Origin of the sequence: Bacillus sp. AR8-1 (genome assembly GCF_008042345.1) — a bacterium.
Lineage (GTDB): Bacteria > Bacillota > Bacilli > Bacillales > Bacillaceae_G > Bacillus_A > Bacillus_A cereus.
The window spans coordinates 158,154-179,543 of record NZ_QNUB01000019.1 but is presented as its reverse complement, the minus strand read 5'-3'; the positions used below and the strand labels follow the sequence as shown (position 1 = coordinate 179,543).

Here is a 21,390-nt window from a genome sequence, read left to right as displayed (position 1 = left end):
GGATTTCAACTATATTCATATTATAATTTAGTTATCCTGCTATTTATAGGGAAAGGATTGCCTATAAAGTACTGATTAAAGTTTTATTTTATTTTTACTATCTTTGGGGGTGTTCTATATGCACTATGCATTTTCACGTATAAGGCTACGTAGCTTTTTTGGATGGATGATTATAGGGGTGTTCCTTATAATGATACCATTAGGTCTAGCAAATGTTTCTGAGAATACGATGGAGGTTATTTCACAAATAACTGTATTTTTTGTATTTCCGTTACTTTGGCTATACGTAAAAACAAATAAAAATAATGTTGTATTTAACAGTTTTTTTGATAAGCCAGGACGTTTATCTTGGGGATTAATTGTATTAGCAACGATAATGGGGATGATTTTTTCAGTTGGCATATCTCAGATTCAATTTTACATATTAGCACATACGTTACCGAATTTCTTAGTTACTATGCTAGAAGACGGAAATGTTATTAATACGAGTAACGTATATATGACGATATTTACTTTCATTTCAGCATGTGTGTTAGCACCTATTATGGAAGAGGTTATTTTTAGGGGATTTTTCTTACAGCGGATGGCTCATAAATGGGGAATTAAAAAAGCTGTAATTATATCTTCAATTATTTTTGGCCTAGGACATTTTGATGTTATTGGTGCGTTCATGTTTGGTGTCGTTATGTGTCTTTTATACATAAAAACAAAAAATATATGGACGAATATAGCTGTGCACGCTCTAAATAATTTGATTGCAACAAGTATGCAATTTTTCGGTGGAGAAGAAAGTGGTACAATCTCAATTACTGAATTACAAGCGCAAAGTAATTTATGGATTGGTATCGGTCTTACAGTTGTTGGATTACTATGGTTAATTCCGTATGTTTGGAAACAATGGCGTACAGTAAAAGAAGTTGGCGTGCCACCAGTACGTTTTATAAATGAGCAAAAAGTAGTGAATTCATCACAAGAAAATGAAGTGTATAGTCAAGTGATCGTAACCGATAGATTGATGGCCATAGAGTTACCAGATGAGGCTGTAAATAAGCTTCGGTTAGAAGAAAATGATTATGTAACAGTAGCTGTAGAAGAAGATAAAATCGTTATAAAGAAAGCACATAATAGATAATTAAAAAGTAGCTCTTAGGAGCTACTTTTTAATTTGTAATAATTTCTACACGAAAATTATTACCGTTCTTTACATATTTAATATCTGTAACAGTGCGGACTGTCTTTAAAATCTCCACTTTTTCACCAATTCGCGGGATGGTCGGAACATTGTCCCAAATACCAAGCAAGTCATCTAATTGTGCCGTTTTTTCATAAAACCAGATTTTCAATGTAAAGCCCCTTTCTCAAATATTATGTATTTTAATACATAATATATTATTTTTATTCTTATTGTAAGGGGTTTTTTTATAATTTATGAATAAAAATAAATTAATCTTCTGGGAAGATATGTTCAATATCAGGAGTAAGAGATACTTCTGATAATACGATATGAGAAACGGTCGTTGCATATGAAGAAACATCATTGATAAATTCTTCAAGTTCAACGAGTGAAGGAACAGAAATTTTTACAATGTAGCATAAGCTTCCTGTTACTCGGTAACAAAAACTTGCAGATGGATAAGACTGAATAAACTGTTGCATACGTGTTGTATCACCATTTTTTAAAGTGATTTCTAAAATACAATCTAAAACTAGTCCTGCTTTTTTATAGTCGATATCGATTGTATATTTTTGAATAACGCCTTCACTTTCAAGTTTACGAACACGTTCTGCAGTAGACGGAGCAGATAAGTTTACTCGTTTCGCCAATTCACGCATAGAAAGGCGACTATCATTATATAATTCATTTAAAATTTTTCGATCAACACGGTCTAGTTGCATTTGTAAATATACCTCCAGTAAAATAATGATTTTTGTAAAGGAAAAATATAAATTAAGATTCATATGAAATGTAAAGTGAACGTTATTTATTTTACAATAAAACAGAAGGAAATAGGAGGGGAAATGATGGAGAGAATTTCATTATCAAATGTAGGAGATACAAAGTTTCAAAAGTTATTAGGGCATAATTCGGATATATTACACTCGTGGAGTAAGTTAGAAGATACACTGTACAATAAAGGAACTCTTTCAGCAGAGTTGAAGGAGCAAGTGAGAAGAACATTAGCGTATGGGAATGAATGTCTGTACTGTATGGCAAAGGGAAGACCTGATGATGTGCAAAAGGCAGAGGAGATTGGTGTAGCCGTTACTTTTGCGCATACATTTGTTCATGACCGAAAAGCAATAGATGATACTATGTTTCACGCATTAAAACAATATTGGACAGAAAAAGAAATTGTAGAGCTTTGCGCCTATGTTTGCTTTATTACTGCGTCACAACAACTTGGTTTTCTATTTCAATTACAGCCAAATTAAGGGGGAAATGATGACAAATCAAATAGCACTTATCATAATCGATGTACAAAAGGCATTTCAATTACCAGATTGGGGCGAGAGAAATAATATTTTTGCTGAAGAAAACATGAGAATTTTGTTAGAAGAATGGAGAAAAAGGAAACGACCAGTTTTTCATATTCAACATGTAAATAAAGAAAATGCTCAGTCAATGTTTTATGAGAGAGCGGAAACGGTAAACTTTAAAGAAGAAGTGCAACCACTACTTGGTGAAGTGGTTATTCAGAAATTCGTTAACAGCGCGTTCATTGGGACAAATTTAGAAGAGCAATTAAGAAAGAACAAATGTAATGCAGTAGTGGTTGTAGGATTAACGACAAATCATTGCGTGGAAACTACGACACGAATGGCAGGGAATTTAGGATTTACAACATATTTAGTGAGTGATGCAACGGCTACTTTTAACCGTATAGGTTTAGATGGTAAAGAGTATAGTGCAGAAGATATTCACAATATGACACTTGTAAATTTACATGAAGAGTTTGCTACGATTGTGACGACAAAAGAAGTGTTAAAATTATTTTAAGAAAATAATTGCGAATTATGTAGAAAAAAATAAGAATATTTCGTATAATCTAAGTACAATCATTTTGAAAATAGGGGTGGCATCATATGGAGCAAATTTCAGTAAAGAAATTAGAAGAGGTACTTGTTGTAGCAGGGGATGATAAACAGAAGCAAAAGGAATTTTATGAATTGCTCTTATCTACTGAGTTTTATGTTGCTGGTTCACTAGAAGCAGAGGACGGGGCAACAGAAGGAATACTTCGTTTGCGTCATTTCCAAGGAGAAGGTAGATGGATCGTTCCGTTCTTTACACAAATGGAATTTGTAAAAGATGTGTTGCCAGAAGGAACGCCCCTTATTACGATACGTGGGAAAGAGTTATTTGGTAGCATTGAGAAAGATGCTACAGCTGTATTAAATGTTGGCACTGATATAAGTAAAACATTTATTCCAGAAGAAATTGCAGATATCGCATCTGGACGAATTTTTAATTATTATAAGTAAAAGTAAAAGGAAAAGCGTAATCGCTTTTCCTTTTACTTTTTAATTTGAATATGAAGTGGCTATACCAGAAGAAATAGAGACTGTTTTATTATTCGTGTTTATTGTCGCTGTAGCTCCAAGTGGAATACCGATGTTTGGACTTATATGTCCAATTGGTAAATCGAATAGGACAGGTATATGATATGGCGCGAAATATTCATATAATATTGTTTGCAATGATTGAGATGGCTTTGAAGGAGTGCAGTCGTGACAACTTGTGAAAATAACGCCCCTGCATTCATTAAACTTTCCAGATAAAAGTAGCTGATTTAACATACGGTCAATGCGGTACGGTTCTTCACCAATGTCTTCAAGTAATAAAAGTGTATTGTCCGTATTTATCTCGTAGGGCGAGCCAATTATACTTGCTAACACAGCTAAATTTCCTCCAACTAACGTACTTGTAACTGTACTGTGGGAGCTAGGTACGATACATTCTGATGCAGACAAAATGGTTGAATACGGATGGAATAGCTGATTAAAAGAGGATAAAGATAGGGAATCAATACCTTTTCCTAGTTCTTCAATCATCGGACCATGAAATGTTATAAGCTTTGCATAACGTGAAACAGCAGTATGTAAAGCTGTAATATCGCTATATCCCCAAAAGATTTTTGGATTCTGCCTAATAACTTCATATTGAATGTGAGGAAGAAGACGAGCACTTCCATAACCACCTCGTGCACAAAAAATTGCCTTCACTTCATTATTTGTAAATGCTTCATGTATATCGTCAAGCCGAACTTGATCACTTCCGGCTAAAAATCCATATTTCTCGTAAACACTCTTCCCGATTATTACGGATAACCCCATCTCTTGTAATACATTCACACCTTTTAATACATTTTCGATTGTAGGTGGACCAGATGGTGCAATAATCATTACTGTATCACCTTGTTTTAATGAATTTGGATAAATCATTAAGCTCAGCCTCCTTCTCTTTCAATATATTCGCTTCATATGAAGTTCAACCCTTGCAAAAGCAGGGGAAAGCTTATCAAATAAAGAAGATATAAGGGAAATAGGAGGGAAAATGATGTTTACAAGTCGAGTAACAGACATATTAAAAATTGAGTATCCCGTTGTTCAAGCCGGTATGGCAGGCGCGATTACGACGCCAGAACTCGTTGCAGCAGTAAGTAATAACGGAGGATTAGGGACGCTTGGAGCGGGCTATATGAGCCCAGAACAAATTCGTGAAGCGATTTATAGAATAAGAGAACTAACAGATAAGCCTTTCGGTGTTAATTTACTTGTAACGAAAGAGATACAAATAGAAGAAGAGAAGGTAAATGAGGCGAAAGTATTACTAAGCGGAGTGAATAGAGAATTAGGTATAGAAGTAGAAGGAACGTTAAAGCTTCCAAAAAGCTATAAGGAACAATTACAAGTGCTATTAGATGAAAAAGTACCGGTCGTTAGCTTTGCATTTCAAACGTTAGAAAAAGAAGAAATAAATGATTTAAAAAGAAGTGGAATAAAAGTTATCGGAACAGCTACCCATGTGAAGGAAGCGAAAGTACTTGCAGAATTAGGGGTAGATATAATTGTCGGTCAAGGCAGCGAGGCAGGGGGGCATAGAGGAACATTTGTCGGGAAAGAACAAGATGCTATGATTGGTACTTTTGCGTTAATACCTCAGTTAGTAGGGGCTGTTCCGCATATCCCAATTGTCGCAGCAGGTGGTGTAATGAACGGAAAAGGGCTTGTTGCGGCATTGGCACTAGGAGCAGAAGGTGTTCAAATGGGATCGGCCTTTTTAACAAGTGAAGAGAGTATTACGCACGATGTGTATAAAGAAGCGGTTTTACATAGTACAGATACGAGCACAACGGTAACTCGTGCGTTTTCCGGGAAATATGCACGGGGTATCCGGAATGAATTTATAGAGAGACATGAAGGAAAAGAAGAAGGGCTTCCGATGTATCCAGTGCAAAACGTATTAACTTCTAAAATACGCCAAGAGGCAGCGAAGCAAAATAAGGAAGAATATATGTCACTTTGGGCAGGACAGGCAGCATCGTTGGCACGAATCGAATCAGCTCAGCATGTAGTGGAGCGAGTTATGAAAGAAGCGGAGAATGCAATCGAGCAATTACAAAATATATACAAAAAGACCACTTGAGTAATTCAAGTGGCCTTTTCATTAGTTTGCTTTATAAAATTGTTGGATGGCTTCGTCGATGTAAACCCAGCCTTTCCAACCTAAGTGCATATGATCTTTTAAGAAGTATTTATCGTATTCATGATTTGAGAAGTCGGCAATTGGATAACCAGCTTTTTCAATTTGCTCATGAACTTTCTTATAGTATGCTTCGCGGCGTTCTTTCGGGAAGCCAGCGTAGTCGTACCAAGGACCTTTTACAGGAACAGAAATGAAGAGTGGTTTTGCACCAGATTGTTTTAATAAATCAAGTACAATTTGTAAATCTTCATATTCTGGCGATTGGTCATAAGCATCATTTTTTAAGTAACCTTCACGTTGCTTTAATTTTTTCTTAATTTTGCTATTGAAATAATCATCTTCAATACCGTATTCATTAGATCCAGATTCTACTGCACCTGTTTGATCCGCATGTTTACGAGCCTCTTCCCAGTTCATTTGTTTTAATGAAGGATCAAGCTTTTCTTTGTGCGGTTTAATATTAAACATAGCTGTAAATAAATCTTTACGATCTAAAATGTTACGATAAATATAAGCGAAAGGTTTAGCAGCAAGTGCTTTTACTTTATACTTCGTATCATCATAAGCAATGCCTTCAAGCGAAATTTTTAATAAAGTTTCTTTTTTTACAATCTCAAAGTTTAATAAACGCTTTGCAATTTGTTTTTTCATTTCAGGTTTTAAATCATTGTTGAAAATGAAATGGTAACCTTGTTGCTTTGAAAAGTTAGGTGCAAAGTGCGTTTCATCAATACCTTGTGGTACAAACCATTGCGGAGAAAGAACGAATACCATTTTCTTATCTTTCAATTGATCCATTGTAGATGCGAAGTTTAACACATGTACAAGGTCTTGTGTTCCGCCGCGTCCAAGAAGGAATGGCGTAAATCCTTCAGGCTTTACTTTAAAATAATTAGATGGATGGAAAGCATCCATACGTGCGAATTCCGATGAACCGTACATCGGAAGATATTTTGGATCTGCTAACATCTTTTGCTGTAAAATCATACTTTGAATTTTTTCTTCTTTTAAAGAAGTAGCAGCTTGTTCTACTTTTTCATCACTTAAAAGTGGAAGTAGGAAGCGCGTTGGAATAAGTAAGAATACAGCAAAAAGGGCCAATGCTAAAAGCATCGGACCAAATTTTGCTTTGTTCATCGGATTTCTTCCAACTTTTTAATAACCATGTTTGGTGTAGCCCACTCGTCACGGTCAAAATCAGAAATAGAAACTTCAATATCTAAACGCTCTTGGAATTCAACTAATAAAGATACTACAGCGAAAGAATCAAGGATACCTTCTTCAAATAATTGAACATCTAAGTTTTCTTTCACAATATCGTTTTCACATACTTCTTCTAAAATATCTAATACTTGCTCTTTGAATTCTGCCATTTTTAAAATCTCCTTTATATCCGAAATATATTATATGTGCAACTTCTTAATGGAATAAGAAGGGTGCATTAAAAGTATCTGTTAAGGTGTCCAGAGAAGATTAGGAAACCGAAACATACAACGTGGAACGTAATTACAATCGCAAGGATGCGTGTGAATTTATTGTTTGGCCAAAACTTATGCTTCTTGTTTTTTCGTTCGAAAATATCGAATAAAATAAACAGTGCGGCATGATATAGACCATAAATAATATATTGCGCAACAGCGCTTCCTTGGATATGCCAAATTCCCATAATGAAAAAGTTTAAAAATGCACCGATATACGAAATTGTGTAACGGTTCTTAATTAACTTTTTCTTCGTTGCAAAAAAGACGAAACGCATGTAAATAAAATCACGGAACCAGAATGATAAACTCATGTGCCAGCGGTTCCAGAAGTCTTTAATATTACGACTAAGGAATGGCTTATTAAAGTTTTCTGGCGTTTTAATTCCCATCATATAACTTACACCAATTACAAAAGAGCTATAACCAGCAAAATCAAAGAATAGATATAAGCTATAGCTATACATGTAAATCATATTTGAAAAGATTGTATCGTGTTGAGCGAATGCTGGATCCATGCAATATTGCTTTATTAAGTAAGCAATAATAAATTTATACAAGAAACCTTGGAAAATACGATTTAGTCCTGTATATAGTAAATTTTGATATTCTTCAGCGCTAGGTGGCTTTTGAATATCTTTTTGGAATCTTCGGTAACGATCGATAGGTCCTGTTGAAATCGCAGGGAAGAATAAAACAAATTCCCAGAAGTTAAAGAAAGAAAGCTCTTTAATTAAACCATCGCGAACTTCAAATACCATTTGAACTGCTCTGAATGTTACGTAAGATATACCTAGAAAAACAACAAGTTTTAACTCAGGTAATAACGATGCAAATGGTGCGATTTTTGCCAAAATAAGAGGCAAAATCGATAAAATAACAGCTATGCAAAATGTGAATGTACTATTATTTTGTTTTCTTAAAATTAAATAGCCTTTAATAAGGACATATTGCCAAATAATAAATGTAGCTAACATCATTGCTTGCTTTGGTTTATCTGAGAAGATAATAGCAAGCATGACTAATGTTAAAACGGCATTATATTTACGCAACATTTTACCTTTTAATCCAGCTATGATAGTAGGTATTAATAAAATGCCCACTATAGCGAAAAAATAAAATGATCCATATGCGGTCATGCTGTAACCTCACTCAATAATTTTTTGCGATCTACCTTTCCATTTGGTGTCATTGGAATAGAAGATTGATACATGAATTTACGTGGAATCATGTAGTTTGGTAATCGCTCATTGAGTTCTTTTTTGATTGCAGATGTTAATTTGAATTCTTTTTCAAACGAATGCTCTCCAGGAACAACAACCGCTAATAAATAATCGTATTTCTCACCTTTTTTAATTGGAACGATAACTGCTCCTTCTACGTAAGAACAAGCACGAAGGTGATGCTCAATTTCTTCTAATTCCATTCGATAACCATGCAGCTTAATTTGGAAATCAAGACGACCATTATAGAATAGAAGACCATTTTCAACATAGCCAGCATCGCCTGTTTTATAGGCACGCTCACCGTCAATCATAGTAAATGCTTTTTCTGTTAATTCAGGGCTTCCTAAATATCCAACGCTTACGCTTGGACCGACAATTACGATTTCACCTTTTTCACCATCAGGTGCAATCGTGCCATCTTCTTTCATAATAAGAAGGCGACAGTCTGATTTACAATAGCCAACTGGAAGTGATTTGTATTGATCAAGCACTTCTTCTGTCACGTGAATACCTGTTACAGCGACAGTAGCTTCTGTTGGACCATACGTATTCATAATTGTTGCTTTCGGGAAACGCTCAATTAATTTTCTAGCTACTTCATTTGGTAACACTTCACCGCAGAATAAGAATGTTTTCATGTTCGGTAGCATATTCTCAGAGAAAGATGCTTCCATTAAACACATTTCAGCGAAAGAAGGTGTGGAAGTCCATACTTGAATATCCGATTGCTCTAAAGAAGCAAACAAGTCTTTTGGACGCGCAATCATATCTTTATCGATTGCCCAAAGTGTACCACCTGTTACTAATGATGGGTAAATATCCATTACAGATAAATCGAATGAGAAAGGTGCTTGGTTTAAGAATACTTGCCCTGTTTGTAAGTTGAAATCTTCTACAGCCCATTTTGTAAAGCTAACAAGGCAGTTATAAGTAATCTGAACCCCTTTCGGATTACCTGTGCTTCCTGATGTGTAAATAATGTAGAAGTTCTCATCACCTTTTACCGCATGTTCAGGATTTGGAGTGTTCCCTTTATGAGTAAAGAAAATATCTTTTAAGTTGTCTTCACTTACGATGCGAACTGGTAAATCAGTTACAGTTACTGCTGTTGCCGATAAAAGTAATTTCGCACCAGAATTTTCAGCAATACGTTGTACACGATCAGCTGGGATAGATAAATCTACAGGAATGTAAGCATGTCCAGCTTTTACACATCCTAAAAAGTTAATAATCATTTCAGGTTGCATATGGCCATACACCATAATTGGTGAACGATCGTTTGGATACTCAGAAGAAATCCAATGTGCTAACGCATCAGAATCTTCCTTTAATTGTTTGTACGTAATTTTCGCATCTCGCCAAACAAAAGCGGTTTGATCAGGCGTTTCTGCAGCCCACTTTTCAATTTGTTCTAATAACTTCATAACGTTCCCACCCTAGAATTCATTGTAAATAAATGTACTTGTGTTTGTATCATGGAATCCATACAACCAAAGTAATGCAAATAAAATTGCAAGATAATAAACCGTCTTTGCAACCCATTGTGTGAGTGGTCGAGACCATATCTCTTTTAATCTTTCCATGTCTTTCCCTCTCTTAATGAAATAATAGCTCTTTGTAGGTATCATGTCCTACATTATTGTGAAAAAAACAAAATCCCACATTTTAGGTAAAAATAAGTCAAAAGGCTCTTTTCTGATATTAGCACTAAATACTAAAAAAGAAAATCCCTAACTTAGCAATTATATTACATTCAGCATGAATTTGTAATGGGTTTGACATGTAAATAGAAAGTGGATTGTGTGAATACATAAAAGTGGACTATAAGAATACGTAAAAATGCAGTATTTGTTTTTATTAATCATTTAAGACGGAGTAAAATTTTAAATTTCTAGTTCTTTTGAAAAGGAGGAAATTATCATGAATAGAGTGTGGAAGAGTCTAATTTCGGAAGAAAATATCGTGAAATGGAGAAGGCATTTTCATAAGTATCCGGAATTATCATTTCATGAAAAAGAAACTTCGCAATTTATATATGATACATTATGCTCATTTTCTTCTTTTGAAGTAACGAGACCGACGAAGTATAGTGTACTAGCAATCAAAAGGGGTGTGAAGCAAGGGAAAGTAATTGCGATTCGAGCTGATATAGATGCTTTGCCAATTCAAGAGGAGACAAGTAAATCTTATACATCTGTGAATAAAGGAATGATGCATGCATGTGGGCACGATGCTCACGCAGCTATATTATTAAGTACTGCAGAGGTGCTTAATAATATGAAGGAAGAGTTTGTAGGAGAAATTCGTCTATTCTTTCAGCATGCAGAAGAAGTATACCCTGGTGGTGGACAAGAAATGGTCGAGGCGGGTGTTATGGACGGTGTTGATTATGTAATAGGTTTACATGTTATGTCTGGCTTGGAAAGTGGGAATGTAGGAATTGTATATGGACCGATGATGGCAGCACCAGACGTATTTACAGTTGAGATCCAAGGCAAAGGAGGGCATGCGGCGCGGCCAGAAGAAACGATTGATCCTATCGCTATCGGAGCGCAGATTATTACAAATCTACAACATATCGTATCTAGAAATACAAGTGCTTTCATGCAAAGAGTCGTTTCAGTTACGCAGTTTCATGGGGGAGTGGCTGACAATATTATTCCTAGTACAGCAACTTTAATGGGAACTGTTCGTTCATTTAATCAAGCATTGAGGGTGGAAGCAGAAGGGAAAATCGAAAAAATTGTGAAAGGAATTACAGAAGCACATGGAGGATCGTATACATATACGTATCGATATGGATATGATCCGGTTATTAATGATGAATATATTACGAAAATAGTAGAAGAAAGTGCACTACATTTGTTTGGGAATGAGCGTGTTGTGAAGCTTGAACCTTCTATGGGTGGGGAAGATTTTTCAGCATATTTAAGAAAAGCACCTGGTTGTTTCATTAAATTAGGAACAGGTAATGAAAATATATATACTTGTTATCCACATCACCATCCGAAATTTGACGTGGATGAATCAGCATTAATTTGTGGAGTGGAGCTATTTTTAGAGACGACTATAAGATTACTAAAATCATAGAAAAACAAAAAAAGGCAACTGCGCTCTATCGCAGTTGCTTTTATTTCTTTCCGTCAGAGAGGGCTGAGAAAGAACTATGCTCATTTATAGTATATGAATAGCTAACGGACAAGCTTGTACATTTTAATCATTTTTTTAAAAATAGTTGTTGACATTGATAATCAATGTCAATTAATCTAAATATAGTTGAAATTGATAATTATTATCAATAGGATGGATGCGACATGTTAATGAGAAAAAAATTTCACCTTCTACGGAGGGGATTAAAAGATAAAAATAAAGATGTTGATCAGCATATGGAATGGCAACGAAATGTAATTCGGTCTGAATATGTAGATGAGAAGAAGAGCATTCAAACAGAAAAAGAGATACAAAGTAAAGGGAGAGGTTCAGTTGAGTAAGTTAGTAATGATTTTTGCAAGTATGAGTGGAAATACAGAGGAAATGGCTGACCATATTGCCGGCGTAATTCGTGAAACAGAAAATGAAATTGAAGTTATTGATATTATGGATTCACCAGAAGCTTCTATATTGGAACAGTATGATGGAATTATTTTAGGTGCATACACATGGGGAGATGGTGATCTTCCTGATGATTTCTTAGATTTTTATGATGCAATGGATTCTATTGATTTAACTGGGAAAAAAGCGGCAGTATTCGGATCATGTGATTCGGCTTATCCGAAATACGGAGTGGCGGTTGATATTTTAATAGAAAAGCTACAAGAGCGCGGAGCGGCAGTTGTGTTAGAAGGACTAAAAGTAGAATTAACGCCAGAAGATGAAGATGTAGAAAAATGTTTACAGTTTGGAGCTGAATTTGTAAAACACCTTTCTTAATGGCAGAAGGGAGCTGAAGAGCAAGTGCATGAGAAAATCTCAATCAAAACGATGACAGATTATCATTTGTATGATTTTATGCGGTGTCCGCATAAATTTTATTTTCGTCATATAAAAAGAAGAGAACCTTCTTCATTTGAATGGCAACAAATAGCGCAAATGATTGTGAATCAAATTATTAACGAGTATTACACGCTACCTGCGGGTCAACAAACGAAAATTGTACTTTTAATATTAATAGAAAAGTATTGGAAAAAAGTAAGGATTAATATGTTTGCTTCGAAGACGGAGTACTATATTGTATTAGCGAAGCTAACGGATCACTTATTACAGTTTGTTGAAAGGGATGATAGTCAGACACCACCATTGTTTTTATACGAGAAGTTTCAAACATATATGGAAGAGTTAGGTGTCCACATGTCATTGACATTTGAAGTTGGTGAGTGGAATGCTGAGTCGTTTGTAATTAAAAAGTATGTTGTCGATGCGGATGAGGAAATGCTTGCTCTTTGTCAGAAGCTAATGACAGTATTCAGTTATAAAGCTTTCGGCGTTCTTCCAGGAAAAATTGAAGTTATTAATTTAATAGAAGGAACTAAGTATGAGTACATTCCGAAACAGGAAGATATTATAACTGGAATGGCTGATTTATCTAGAATGAAAGAAATGTTACAGCAACCTGAGCATTATACAGAGCGTCATTTTCGTTCTGAGTGTATAAGTTGTGCGTTTCGTAGTGAATGCCAAGGGGAAGAAGTAAAGAAAGAAGCGAAACAGAAGAAAAATATAGTTCATTAAAGGATGCAACTTTGCATCCTTTTTTGTTATTGACATGAAAAGCTTTTCATCATTTACGGTATATTTGTAGCAGATTTTAATAAAGTGAAACTTTAATCAGTGGGGTTCAATCGGGCTACCCGCAAATAGCGGGATAAAGGGAGGAATAATCAATGAAAGATGAAACGAAAGTATTTCAATGGTTAAAAGAACAAAATGCTCCTTTTGAAATTCAACTGCAAATTTTACAGGCATTTCAATTGTATAAAGTTATTGTTGAAATGGATAAAAAGTTAATGATGTATGAGGAGAGAGTATATAGGGAGAGAATGTAATCTCATCCCTGTAATATCGTTTTTAGTTGTTCTGTACTTGTAATGAATTCGAGTTCATTCTCTGATTCAAAGTTATAAATAATATTATGTAGTAAAGGACTATATTGATAAAAGGTAGTAATGCGGTGAATGAGTAATGGATCATGATGAGAAATAAGTGTACTGTACTGTTCATATACAGATGTAGTAAACTCATGTCCGAAATCATAATATAGTCCTGCAAAATCAAAAGCAGGATCGCCAATTTGCGCATCACCAAAATCGATAACACCTGAAATGCGTTTGTTCTGCTTGTTAAATAAAATGTGATGATGTGTAAAATCAGCGTGAATGATTGTATTTTGAAATTTAGATGTAGCTAGACAGGCAAAGAAATTCTCGAATAAACGATTTAAGGCTGATTTCTGGAACGAAGTAAGATTGTTAGTAACATACTGATTTAATTTAGTTTGTAGCTCTTTCCAGTAGGTAAGTGTTTTTTCAATAGGGAATCCTAACGCTGTAACACTTTTTAGAGGAATACTATGTAGAGCAGCAAGGAAAGTTGCTAATTGTGTAATAAGTGCTTTTCGTTCTTGTTTTTCTAGTGTAGTAACTATTTCTGTTTTTAAAGGTTCACCATGAATGAGAGTATAGTAACTACAAAGCGGAATAGCATCAGTCTCCTTTTTATAGAATAGGTGATACTTTGGAACTTTAATTTCATGTAGTGAACAAGAGAGAAGTGTGCATAGTTCTTTTTCTAACGGAATTCGCATTGCATATTCCTTTTTTCGCGGGAAACGAAACAGTAGCTCATCATTTACTATAATTGCTACATTATCCCAACCTTCTTCATTTTGTTTATATGAATGTATAGAAAGATTAGGCAAAGCTTCTTTTATATAATGTTTGTAAGAGTCCATAATTGTTCCTCGTTTCTGAGTTAAGTTATTCTACTTTATGATATCAGAATTTTCTTTCTATATGTTAAAATATAGCTATCATTATGAAGAAGGGCGGGAGTATTACGAAAAAAAGACTGTTAATCATTTCTCTATGTATCGCTTTTGTATTGTTTTGGTCATATAAAGAGGAGGTTTTTGCTACCTTTAAACCGATTGATCATTACGAGTTAAATAAGGAATTAAAGAATAAAAGTATAGAAAATTTAACTCATAATGAAATGAAAAAGGTAGGAGAGCATTTTGTGACTGAACAACTATCAGTGTTTGAGTTTAATAATAAAGAAGATGTGAAACGAAAAGGTGAAGAAATATTTTTAAATAGAGGGTATGAACAATTAATGGAAAATTATTATCCAAATCGTTTTCGAGATTTAGAGTATAAATTTACAAGCGAGGAGATACGTGAAGAGACAGATGAGAGTTTTCTCTATCAAGCTGTAGCGTACGTTGCGGGTACTGAAAATGGTAAGAGAAGCGAAATTGAATTATGAAGTGAAAATTGTAAAGGTTAATAATATATTTATGGTGCTAGAACAAAAGCAGCGCGTACAATAAAGGAAATTCATTGCTCAATAGATCATTTGGGGGGGGTACTACTTAATGCGGAATAAAAAGGCCCTCAAGGAATCAAGGACCTTTAAAGATTTTCATTTTGTTGACCAAGTTCTTTTTGAGCAATATATAAATTTCCTTGCTCCACTTGTTTAAGTGTATGAACAGAATCGCCTGCATATCCTTTTTGTGTTTTAACAGTTCTTTTGGAACGATTGGAATTTTGTCTCTTCATATAATAGGCCACCTTTCATCAAAAATAAACGAAAATGATAAGTATGAGTAATACAGCAGCGAAAATGGTAATGCCCATTAAAAACGAAGTGTTTTTATATTTAGGTGGCTTATGTACATCTTGCCGATATCCAGGTGAAATTTCAGGGGCAAATTCTTCATCGAATGATTGCTTTTTTTCTTTGTCGTCCATATGTACCCACCTTTCTTTTTCATTATATTATACGTTACAAGAAAAAATATGCATAAAGAAAACAGCCGCTTTATTATTAGCGGCTGTTTTGTGTTGTATATTTTCGTTGTACTTGAAAGAGACGGATAAGTAGGAAGGCAGCGCCAAATGCTAGACCGATAATAAGACCGATCCAATAACCTTTTGCGGCCCATTCTGTATATGTTGCTAATATGTAACCTAGTGGTAGACCTATTATCCAATAAGCAATTAAAGTCATAATTAGAGCAACATTTACATCTTTATAACCACGCAGAGCTCCTTGTACAGGGGTTGCAATTGCATCTGAAATTTGAAATAAAATCGCAAAGATAAGAAATTCTTTTGCTAAATGATGAACTTTTGCATCTGTCGTATAAATAGAAGCAATTTGATTATCAAAGAAGTAGAGAAGAATCGAATATAATAAAGCAAAGGCAAGGGCTAATCCAATTCCAATCAGTCCGTATTGTTTTGCATTATCGTAACGTTTTGCTCCAACTTCGAATCCGACTGCAATAGTCATTGCCATTGCTAAACTGAGCGGAGTCATATATAACAAGGAAGCAAAGTTCATAGCTGCTTGGTGAGCTGCAATAGTTGTCGTACTAAAATTACTCATCATGAGCGTTACCGCAGCAAAAATACTCGTTTCAAAAAAGATAGCAAATCCGATAGGAACGCCAAGCTTTAAGAATGCTGTCCAACTAGAAAGAGAAGGGCGATATAATTGTTTGAAAATGTTGAAAGAGGCAAAAGGCTCTTTCGTCTGAATAATAATGACTGTAATAATTAAAATGCACCAATATGTTGCAGTGGAAGCAATTGCTGCTCCGACACCACCAAGCTTTGGGAAACCGAAGTTACCAAAAATTAATAGGTAATTTAATATTACGTTAATTGGTAATGATAGTAATGTAATAATCATCGTTGTTCGAGTTTTTCCTAATGCATCAATAAATCCACGTAAAACAGTGTAAGTGAATAAAGGTATAATTCCTATTGCGATAATACTTAAAAATTGAGCTGCAATTCGTTCCACAGGTTCTTCTAAGCGCATGCCGTTTAAAATAGGTGAAACGACGAAGGAACCGATGAGGATAACAACGAAGCTAGCACAAATTGCTAAATAAACTGCTTGTATGACAACGTGGGGAACGTCCTTTTTTTTCTTGGATCCGACAAGCTGTGCAACAATGGGAGTAGTAGCCATTAAAATTCCTGTTAATCCCGTACTAACTGGAAGCCATATACTTGTTCCAATTGCAACACCTGCTAAATCAGTTGGACTTGCATGTCCTGACATTGTTGTATCAAAAAAACTCATCGCAAATAATGACATTTGCGTTACGAAAATCGGAAAAAATAGTAATACAAATTGCTTTAACTTTTGTGAAAATGAAGTAGTTTCTTTCATAAAATCCCCTTTCCATATAAAAAAACAAACTCTTACTATCATACAATTTAATCAAAGATTAGAAAAGAAATACGCGCCTACAACATATGAAACCAATAAAAAAAGGATGCACTTTGAAAAGGGATAAGGTATTATGATAAGGTGTGAAAAAATTACATATTATTTGTTATTAAGGAGGCACTACTTGTGGCTGATTGGTTAATTGGTTTAATCATGGGTGCTGTTGAAGGGTTAACAGAGTTTCTACCAGTATCATCAACAGGACATATGATTTTAACAGGACATTTAATTGGATTTGACGATGAGAGAGCGAAAGTTTTTGAAGTTGTTATCCAATTGGGATCGATTTTAGCAGTTGTTGTTATATTTTGGAAGCGTCTATGGTCGTTAGTTGGAATAGGTAAAGTAACAGACGGACCATCGTTAAATTTATTACATATTATTATCGGGATGATTCCTGCCGGGATACTTGGCGTATTATTCCATAGCACTATTAAAGAGGTTTTATTTGGTCCAGGACCAGTTGTTATTAGCTTAGTAGCCGGTGGTATTTTAATGATTGTTGCTGAGAAGTTTTCAAAACCAAGTACAGCAAGAACGTTAGATGAAATCACATATAAACAGGCATTTACAATTGGAATGTTTCAATGTTTAGCTCTTTGGCCAGGATTCTCTCGTTCTGGTTCTACAATCAGTGGTGGTTTATTAGCTCGCGTGTCGCATACAGCGGCAGCTGAATATACGTTCATTTTAGCGGTACCGATGATGGTAGCTGCAAGTGGATTAGATTTAATTAAAAGCTGGGATGTATTAAGCTCAGCAGATATAACGCTATTTGTAACAGGATTTGTAACTGCATTCGTTGTTGCGATGCTTGCAATTGTTTCATTCTTGAAATTATTATCTCGTGTGAAACTAACACCGTTCGCTTATTATCGTTTCATTTTAGCTGCGGTATTCTATTTCTTCATTATGTAATAAAAAAACCTGCCGAGCTCGGCAGGTTTTTTGCTCGGCATTTTTTTTTATTTTACTATTTTTTTCACCATATTTTCCATTACATGCTCCCAAAGAGAAGTATCATCAGCTAATGTAGCACGGAAATTAGCATACATTTCTTTTTGTTTTTCTTCGAATGTTGGATCTTCTTTTTCAGGTAATGTAGCGCGCATTGAAGTTACTAATTCTTGTACTTTTGGAGCGCGTGGTCCAAAGACGGCTTGTTCATTTCCATCTTTATCAATGAAAATAAAGATTGGAATCGCACGTGCTGTTCCATTTGTTAAATATTGATCCATTAATTCTAAGTTTTCGTCGCGAATTAATAAACTCATTTCAATATTTGCAACTTCAGAAATTCGTTTCATAACAGGTACGCATAAAAGAGCATCGCCACACCAATCAGCAGTTAATACGATAACACGCCAGCCGTCATTTTGACGTTCTTCTAATACAGGAAGTAATTCATTTGGAATTAAAAAGTTATTGTAAATGTGTAGTAGCTCGTATTGGTTTACTTGCATTTCATTCACATATGTATCAAAGGACATACCTTTATCAGCCCATTGTTGTAAGTTCATAATTAACACCTCTTTAGTAAGATTTGCTTTCATTGTACCAATTTTTATATAGAAAAGCTTGTATTCTTACTCTTTCTCGTCACTTAATAATTTATTTAAGAGGAAAAAGAATAGTACGACACATAATTCAGCTATGTTGGACATTTGTACGCTTTCTATCCAATCATCAGCAGTATGAATGACGAACCAATCTAGTGTAATTTCAATGAATGAGAAAAGAGTAATAGAAATCCAATTTGGCATGTTTTGTGTCAGTGGATATAGCAGCGCTTTGAAGAAACTGAAGATGAAAAATGTAATACTGTCTAAGAAAGTGATTAATAAAAAAAAGAGAAGTAACGCAGTACGTGAACTATACTCTATACCTGTAATTTGAAAGATTCCTACATATACAAAAAATATAAATGCAAAAATTATAATGAGAAAAAGAGCGATAATACTAATGATAATCGTTTTATCTTTTAGGCTGAGATTTGAGAATTTCTCCTCCTCATGCATTAAAATACCCCCTTTTTCTGGAAGTTAACTTCATTTTATCATGAAATACATATTAAAAAACTACGAATTATGGGAAAATAAGGTGACAAAAAGTAAGATTTCATGTAAAATTATTAATAAGGTTTTTATTTAACTAAATGAAATAAAAGGAGCTGTCAAAGTTGTCTCAAAATCGAGAGCAATTAATGGAAGAACTATCGACAAATGTGTTTGCTATGTTTCGCACATTGCGTAATGATATCGGAAAAATATTCGGTGGTTACATACCGTGGAATGAATTCATCGTCCTGAGAATATTAAATCGTACGAATAAAGAAATGGTATCGCGTGTAGCAAATGAATTAAATGTGTCGAATAGTCATATTACAGCTGTTACAGAAAAATTAATTAATAAAGGTTTTGTAACTCGTTCACGTTCTACATCAGATCGCCGAGTTGTGTATTTAGAGATTACAGAACAAGGGAAAGATTTAGTTGCGAAAATGGAAGATGCGAAAAAACAATATTTACAAGAAAGATTCTCTACACTTTCAGAAGATGAAATGAATGTAATGATTTCGATTTCCAAAAAACTTATTTAAGTGATTATAAACAAGAAAACGCTTACGTGATGAAAGAGAAGATCTTCCTTATATATGGAAGGTCTTCTTTCGTGTGTAATAGATGTTAAAAAATAAAATGTGTATGAAAAAAGATAGAGCGCCATACTACTAATACAAGGAAGGGAGGGAGAAATATGACGAATCGTAACGGTAGTAAAGGGAGCGGTAATCAAGGATCACCAAAGTCCGGCCAGTTTAATCAGGAATTTAGCACTGAATTTGAAACTGGTAATGATAATAAAGGGAAAGAATATCGTTCTAAAAAAGGGAGTAAATCAAAAAAGGAGTGAATATATTCACTCCTTTTTTGATTTACGATGCTGCCGATTGATCAGTATTATATTTTTCTTCTGATTTTGCGACAATCATTGCGCAAATTGCATCCCCAGAAATGTTTACAGCTGTTCTAGACATATCTAGAATACGGTCAATACCGATAATTAAAGCGATACCTTCTACTGGTAGATTTACTTGATTTAAAACCATTGTAAGCATTACAAGTCCAACACCTGGTACACCAGCAGTACCGATACTAGCTAGTACAGCGGTTAATACGACCATAGCTAATTGCGGTAATGTAAGTTCAACTCCGTATACTTGAGCGATAAATACAGTTGCTACCCCTTGCATAATGGCAGTACCATCCATATTAATAGTTGCCCCTAGTGGTTGTACAAATGAGCTTATCGCTTTTGGAACGCCAAGCTTATCTTGTGCTGTTTTCATTGCAAATGGAAGCGATGCATTAGAGCTAGATGTACTAAATCCAATTGCCATTACTGGTCCGAAATGTTTAAAGAAACGAACAATACTTTCTTTTGCTAATACCTTTAATAAGCCACCATATACAAAGACCCCGTGAATAATGAGTACTAACATAACGACAATCATATACTTGAACATCGCAGCGACGCCTGCAAGCCCCATTTTACCAACGGATGAAGCGAGCAAACCGAATGTTCCAATTGGGGCTAATTTCATAACGAGATTAACGAGATACATCATTAATTCGTTGCCCTGTTCAAGTAATGAATGGATACCTTGAACTCGTTTTCCTAAAATAGCTATACCGAGTCCAATCAATACGGCAAAGGCAATGATTTGTAACATGTTTCCGTCAGCCATCGCTTTTGCTGGGTTATCTGGTACGATATTTAGCAATGTGTCGACGAAAGATGTTTCAGTTTTTGCACCTTCATACTTAAGACCTTCTGTTTTAAAATTACCGCCAGCTCCTGGTTTTATAATAAGTGCAAATGTAACCGCTATAGAGATGGCAACCGCAGTTGTTACGAGAAAGAATGAAATTGATTTTAAACCGATTCTTCCAAGTTGTTTCGGATCTCCAAGGCCGGCAGCACCAAGTACGATAGAAATGAACACAACAGGAACAACTAGCATTTTAATAAGTCTAATAAACAATTGACCAATTGGGTTGAACACATATTGATTTAGTGGCTCAAAGATAGATGGAGCGGCTAAATTTAGAGTGAGTCCAACAACTAGACCTAGAAATAATGCGATTAAGATTGCTTTTGTTTGTTTCAATAAAATCCCCCCTTTTGTTTTTGCGAAATTCCTTCCTAAAGTAATTATACCGAAAAAATACCTAATTTGACAATATTTTCTGAATTTTTAGGTTTTTATTTAAGTACAGATAGATTGATTTTGTGTTTGGAAAATAAAATAGACCATCACATAGGATGGTCAAGGGAAGGGGACAATTTATGTCAATTTAATTAGGGATGGAAGTTGCTTTAAGACACTGGGGAATGTCTTATAAATTAGGGAGGAACAACTTCGATACATATACTATAAAAGATAGGTGTGACTCTCATGTGAACATAGGGTGAAAGAGAGAGGGAGTTTTAAATAAAAGATAGAAAGACAAAAAAA

General features: G+C 34.8%; 28 protein-coding genes and 1 pseudogene. 14 read left to right on the top strand and 15 right to left on the bottom strand.

All coding sequences use genetic code 11. The annotated features are described in order from the left end of the window. The first annotated feature begins 118 nt into the window (after positions 1-118). Entirely contained in the window at positions 119-1,132 is a 1,014-nt protein-coding gene (locus DN400_RS16005) for a CPBP family intramembrane glutamic endopeptidase (RefSeq protein ID WP_000558812.1), read from the top strand. Between the two features lie 28 nt (positions 1,133-1,160). On the opposite strand, the gene DN400_RS16000 is transcribed toward DN400_RS16005, so the two are convergent. Next, positions 1,161-1,343 carry a DUF3913 family protein gene (locus DN400_RS16000; protein WP_000707107.1) on the bottom strand — a complete coding sequence of 61 codons (183 nt, stop codon included), beginning with the start codon at positions 1,341-1,343 and terminating at the stop codon, positions 1,161-1,163. Between the two features lie 100 nt (positions 1,344-1,443). After that, positions 1,444-1,896 carry an Lrp/AsnC family transcriptional regulator gene (locus DN400_RS15995; RefSeq protein ID WP_001175498.1) on the bottom strand — a complete coding sequence of 151 codons (453 nt, stop codon included), beginning with the start codon at positions 1,894-1,896 and terminating at the stop codon, positions 1,444-1,446. A gap of 123 nt (positions 1,897-2,019) precedes the next feature. On the opposite strand from DN400_RS15995, the gene DN400_RS15990 reads away from it, so the two are divergent. The 3 genes from DN400_RS15990 to DN400_RS15980 all read left to right on the top strand — a co-directional run bounded on the left by DN400_RS15990 (position 2,020) and on the right by DN400_RS15980 (position 3,483). Continuing rightward, positions 2,020-2,433, top strand: coding sequence for a carboxymuconolactone decarboxylase family protein (locus DN400_RS15990; protein ID WP_072939645.1), 414 nt, complete (start codon positions 2,020-2,022; stop codon positions 2,431-2,433). Between the two features lie 10 nt (positions 2,434-2,443). Then, on the top strand, positions 2,444-2,998 hold the full coding sequence (locus DN400_RS15985) for a cysteine hydrolase family protein (RefSeq protein WP_000184436.1): 555 nt from the start codon (positions 2,444-2,446) through the stop codon (positions 2,996-2,998). Positions 2,999-3,084: 86 nt separating this feature from the next. After that, positions 3,085-3,483 carry an SseB family protein gene (locus DN400_RS15980; RefSeq protein ID WP_000435265.1) on the top strand — a complete coding sequence of 133 codons (399 nt, stop codon included), beginning with the start codon at positions 3,085-3,087 and terminating at the stop codon, positions 3,481-3,483. Between the two features lie 39 nt (positions 3,484-3,522). On the opposite strand, the gene DN400_RS15975 is transcribed toward DN400_RS15980, so the two are convergent. Continuing rightward, on the bottom strand, positions 3,523-4,443 hold the full coding sequence (locus DN400_RS15975; protein WP_098907797.1) for a S66 peptidase family protein: 921 nt from the start codon (positions 4,441-4,443) through the stop codon (positions 3,523-3,525). Positions 4,444-4,558: 115 nt separating this feature from the next. Here DN400_RS15975 and DN400_RS15970 point away from each other — a divergent pair, with 115 nt between their 5' ends. Continuing rightward, positions 4,559-5,647 (top strand): NAD(P)H-dependent flavin oxidoreductase, encoded by a 1,089-nt coding sequence (locus DN400_RS15970; RefSeq protein WP_000495269.1) that lies wholly within the window; start codon positions 4,559-4,561, stop codon positions 5,645-5,647. 21 nt (positions 5,648-5,668) lie between these two features. On the opposite strand, the gene dltD is transcribed toward DN400_RS15970, so the two are convergent. The 5 genes from dltD to DN400_RS15945 form a co-directional block, all read right to left on the bottom strand. Continuing rightward, on the bottom strand, positions 5,669-6,844 hold the full coding sequence (gene dltD, locus DN400_RS15965) for a D-alanyl-lipoteichoic acid biosynthesis protein DltD (protein WP_001030272.1): 1,176 nt from the start codon (positions 6,842-6,844) through the stop codon (positions 5,669-5,671). Next, the gene (gene dltC / locus DN400_RS15960) at positions 6,841-7,080 is read right to left on the bottom strand and encodes a D-alanine--poly(phosphoribitol) ligase subunit DltC (RefSeq protein ID WP_000807310.1); all 240 of its coding nucleotides are present in this window, start codon (positions 7,078-7,080) and stop codon (positions 6,841-6,843) included. Before dltC ends, dltD begins: the two co-directional genes overlap by 4 nt. A gap of 68 nt (positions 7,081-7,148) precedes the next feature. Next, on the bottom strand, positions 7,149-8,324 hold the full coding sequence (gene dltB / locus DN400_RS15955) for a D-alanyl-lipoteichoic acid biosynthesis protein DltB (RefSeq protein ID WP_065228503.1): 1,176 nt from the start codon (positions 8,322-8,324) through the stop codon (positions 7,149-7,151). Further along, the gene (gene dltA / locus DN400_RS15950) at positions 8,321-9,835 is read right to left on the bottom strand and encodes a D-alanine--poly(phosphoribitol) ligase subunit DltA (RefSeq protein ID WP_147801744.1); all 1,515 of its coding nucleotides are present in this window, start codon (positions 9,833-9,835) and stop codon (positions 8,321-8,323) included. The genes dltB and dltA overlap by 4 nt, the downstream gene beginning before the upstream one ends. Positions 9,836-9,847: 12 nt before the next feature. Beyond that, the gene (locus tag DN400_RS15945; protein ID WP_000440293.1) at positions 9,848-9,994 is read right to left on the bottom strand and encodes a teichoic acid D-Ala incorporation-associated protein DltX; all 147 of its coding nucleotides are present in this window, start codon (positions 9,992-9,994) and stop codon (positions 9,848-9,850) included. Positions 9,995-10,331: 337 nt separating this feature from the next. Between DN400_RS15945 and DN400_RS15940 the strand changes: the two genes are divergently transcribed. From DN400_RS15940 to DN400_RS29500, 5 genes are all read left to right on the top strand, one after another. Next, positions 10,332-11,501, top strand: a complete 1,170-nt coding sequence (locus DN400_RS15940; RefSeq protein ID WP_001082811.1) for an amidohydrolase — start codon at positions 10,332-10,334, stop codon at positions 11,499-11,501. A 224-nt stretch (positions 11,502-11,725) separates the two neighbouring features. Continuing rightward, positions 11,726-11,902, top strand: a complete 177-nt coding sequence (locus DN400_RS29505; RefSeq protein ID WP_000929009.1) for a hypothetical protein — start codon at positions 11,726-11,728, stop codon at positions 11,900-11,902. Further along, on the top strand, positions 11,895-12,341 hold the full coding sequence (locus DN400_RS15935; protein ID WP_000041153.1) for a flavodoxin: 447 nt from the start codon (positions 11,895-11,897) through the stop codon (positions 12,339-12,341). Before DN400_RS29505 ends, DN400_RS15935 begins: the two co-directional genes overlap by 8 nt. A 24-nt stretch (positions 12,342-12,365) precedes the next feature. After that, positions 12,366-13,139, top strand: a complete 774-nt coding sequence (locus tag DN400_RS15930) for a hypothetical protein (RefSeq protein ID WP_000544579.1) — start codon at positions 12,366-12,368, stop codon at positions 13,137-13,139. A 152-nt stretch (positions 13,140-13,291) separates the two neighbouring features. Then, positions 13,292-13,453 carry a hypothetical protein gene (locus DN400_RS29500; RefSeq protein ID WP_000651086.1) on the top strand — a complete coding sequence of 54 codons (162 nt, stop codon included), beginning with the start codon at positions 13,292-13,294 and terminating at the stop codon, positions 13,451-13,453. A gap of 2 nt (positions 13,454-13,455) precedes the next feature. On the opposite strand, the gene DN400_RS15925 is transcribed toward DN400_RS29500, so the two are convergent. Further along, positions 13,456-14,358 (bottom strand): aminoglycoside phosphotransferase family protein, encoded by a 903-nt coding sequence (locus DN400_RS15925; protein ID WP_065228504.1) that lies wholly within the window; start codon positions 14,356-14,358, stop codon positions 13,456-13,458. Between the two features lie 83 nt (positions 14,359-14,441). Here DN400_RS15925 and DN400_RS15920 point away from each other — a divergent pair. Continuing rightward, a pseudogene (locus DN400_RS15920) lies at positions 14,442-14,955 on the top strand (biotin transporter BioY). Positions 14,956-15,037: 82 nt separating this feature from the next. Here DN400_RS15920 and DN400_RS29495 read toward each other — a convergent pair. The 3 genes from DN400_RS29495 to DN400_RS15910 form a co-directional block, all read right to left on the bottom strand. Further along, positions 15,038-15,187, bottom strand: coding sequence for a hypothetical protein (locus tag DN400_RS29495; RefSeq protein ID WP_000828707.1), 150 nt, complete (start codon positions 15,185-15,187; stop codon positions 15,038-15,040). A gap of 18 nt (positions 15,188-15,205) precedes the next feature. Further along, positions 15,206-15,379: a hypothetical protein gene (locus DN400_RS15915; protein WP_000341062.1), complete on the bottom strand. Its 174-nt coding sequence runs from the start codon at positions 15,377-15,379 to the stop codon at positions 15,206-15,208. 76 nt (positions 15,380-15,455) lie between these two features. Then, positions 15,456-16,814: an MATE family efflux transporter gene (locus DN400_RS15910; protein WP_147801743.1), complete on the bottom strand. Its 1,359-nt coding sequence runs from the start codon at positions 16,812-16,814 to the stop codon at positions 15,456-15,458. 186 nt (positions 16,815-17,000) lie between these two features. On the opposite strand from DN400_RS15910, the gene uppP reads away from it, so the two are divergent. Beyond that, on the top strand, positions 17,001-17,792 hold the full coding sequence (gene uppP, locus DN400_RS15905; protein WP_000796253.1) for a bacitracin resistance undecaprenyl-diphosphatase: 792 nt from the start codon (positions 17,001-17,003) through the stop codon (positions 17,790-17,792). A 47-nt stretch (positions 17,793-17,839) separates the two neighbouring features. On the opposite strand, the gene DN400_RS15900 is transcribed toward uppP, so the two are convergent. Together DN400_RS15900 and DN400_RS15895 are read right to left on the bottom strand one after the other, a co-directional pair. After that, the gene (locus tag DN400_RS15900; protein ID WP_072939643.1) at positions 17,840-18,427 is read right to left on the bottom strand and encodes a thioredoxin family protein; all 588 of its coding nucleotides are present in this window, start codon (positions 18,425-18,427) and stop codon (positions 17,840-17,842) included. Between the two features lie 33 nt (positions 18,428-18,460). Next, complete coding sequence (locus DN400_RS15895) at positions 18,461-18,892, bottom strand: YrvL family regulatory protein (RefSeq protein WP_000544072.1); 432 nt, start codon at positions 18,890-18,892, stop codon at positions 18,461-18,463. A gap of 161 nt (positions 18,893-19,053) precedes the next feature. Between DN400_RS15895 and DN400_RS15890 the strand changes: the two genes are divergently transcribed. Both DN400_RS15890 and DN400_RS15885 read left to right on the top strand, forming a co-directional pair. Then, positions 19,054-19,473: a MarR family winged helix-turn-helix transcriptional regulator gene (locus DN400_RS15890; RefSeq protein ID WP_000081434.1), complete on the top strand. Its 420-nt coding sequence runs from the start codon at positions 19,054-19,056 to the stop codon at positions 19,471-19,473. Between the two features lie 155 nt (positions 19,474-19,628). Further along, on the top strand, positions 19,629-19,784 hold the full coding sequence (locus tag DN400_RS15885; protein WP_000184928.1) for a hypothetical protein: 156 nt from the start codon (positions 19,629-19,631) through the stop codon (positions 19,782-19,784). Between the two features lie 22 nt (positions 19,785-19,806). Here DN400_RS15885 and DN400_RS15880 read toward each other — a convergent pair whose 3' ends face one another. Continuing rightward, positions 19,807-21,042 carry a dicarboxylate/amino acid:cation symporter gene (locus DN400_RS15880; protein ID WP_000814809.1) on the bottom strand — a complete coding sequence of 412 codons (1,236 nt, stop codon included), beginning with the start codon at positions 21,040-21,042 and terminating at the stop codon, positions 19,807-19,809. Positions 21,043-21,390: the final 348 nt, after the last annotated feature.

Bases quoted from the DNA above. Each gene is read 5' to 3' on its own strand.
- DN400_RS15895 (WP_000544072.1), bottom strand. From the start codon at position 18,892: ATGCATGAGGAGGAGAAATTCTCAAATCTCAGCCTAAAAGATAAAACG.
- DN400_RS15915 (WP_000341062.1), bottom strand. From the start codon at position 15,379: ATGGACGACAAAGAAAAAAAGCAATCATTCGATGAAGAATTTGCCCCT.
- DN400_RS15925 (WP_065228504.1), bottom strand. From the start codon at position 14,358: ATGGACTCTTACAAACATTATATAAAAGAAGCTTTGCCTAATCTTTCT.
- DN400_RS15885 (WP_000184928.1), top strand. From the start codon at position 19,629: ATGACGAATCGTAACGGTAGTAAAGGGAGCGGTAATCAAGGATCACCA.
- DN400_RS15995 (WP_001175498.1), bottom strand. From the start codon at position 1,896: ATGCAACTAGACCGTGTTGATCGAAAAATTTTAAATGAATTATATAAT.
- DN400_RS29505 (WP_000929009.1), top strand. From the start codon at position 11,726: ATGTTAATGAGAAAAAAATTTCACCTTCTACGGAGGGGATTAAAAGAT.
- DN400_RS15980 (WP_000435265.1), top strand. From the start codon at position 3,085: ATGGAGCAAATTTCAGTAAAGAAATTAGAAGAGGTACTTGTTGTAGCA.
- DN400_RS15985 (WP_000184436.1), top strand. From the start codon at position 2,444: ATGACAAATCAAATAGCACTTATCATAATCGATGTACAAAAGGCATTT.
- dltD (WP_001030272.1), bottom strand. From the start codon at position 6,844: ATGAACAAAGCAAAATTTGGTCCGATGCTTTTAGCATTGGCCCTTTTT.
- DN400_RS15945 (WP_000440293.1), bottom strand. From the start codon at position 9,994: ATGGAAAGATTAAAAGAGATATGGTCTCGACCACTCACACAATGGGTT.
- DN400_RS15910 (WP_147801743.1), bottom strand. From the start codon at position 16,814: ATGAAAGAAACTACTTCATTTTCACAAAAGTTAAAGCAATTTGTATTA.
- dltA (WP_147801744.1), bottom strand. From the start codon at position 9,835: ATGAAGTTATTAGAACAAATTGAAAAGTGGGCTGCAGAAACGCCTGAT.
- DN400_RS15940 (WP_001082811.1), top strand. From the start codon at position 10,332: ATGAATAGAGTGTGGAAGAGTCTAATTTCGGAAGAAAATATCGTGAAA.
- DN400_RS16005 (WP_000558812.1), top strand. From the start codon at position 119: ATGCACTATGCATTTTCACGTATAAGGCTACGTAGCTTTTTTGGATGG.
- dltC (WP_000807310.1), bottom strand. From the start codon at position 7,080: ATGGCAGAATTCAAAGAGCAAGTATTAGATATTTTAGAAGAAGTATGT.
- DN400_RS15970 (WP_000495269.1), top strand. From the start codon at position 4,559: ATGTTTACAAGTCGAGTAACAGACATATTAAAAATTGAGTATCCCGTT.
- dltB (WP_065228503.1), bottom strand. From the start codon at position 8,324: ATGACCGCATATGGATCATTTTATTTTTTCGCTATAGTGGGCATTTTA.
- DN400_RS15900 (WP_072939643.1), bottom strand. From the start codon at position 18,427: ATGAAAGCAAATCTTACTAAAGAGGTGTTAATTATGAACTTACAACAA.
- DN400_RS29500 (WP_000651086.1), top strand. From the start codon at position 13,292: ATGAAAGATGAAACGAAAGTATTTCAATGGTTAAAAGAACAAAATGCT.
- DN400_RS29495 (WP_000828707.1), bottom strand. From the start codon at position 15,187: ATGAAGAGACAAAATTCCAATCGTTCCAAAAGAACTGTTAAAACACAA.
- DN400_RS15975 (WP_098907797.1), bottom strand. From the start codon at position 4,443: ATGATTTATCCAAATTCATTAAAACAAGGTGATACAGTAATGATTATT.
- DN400_RS15990 (WP_072939645.1), top strand. From the start codon at position 2,020: ATGATGGAGAGAATTTCATTATCAAATGTAGGAGATACAAAGTTTCAA.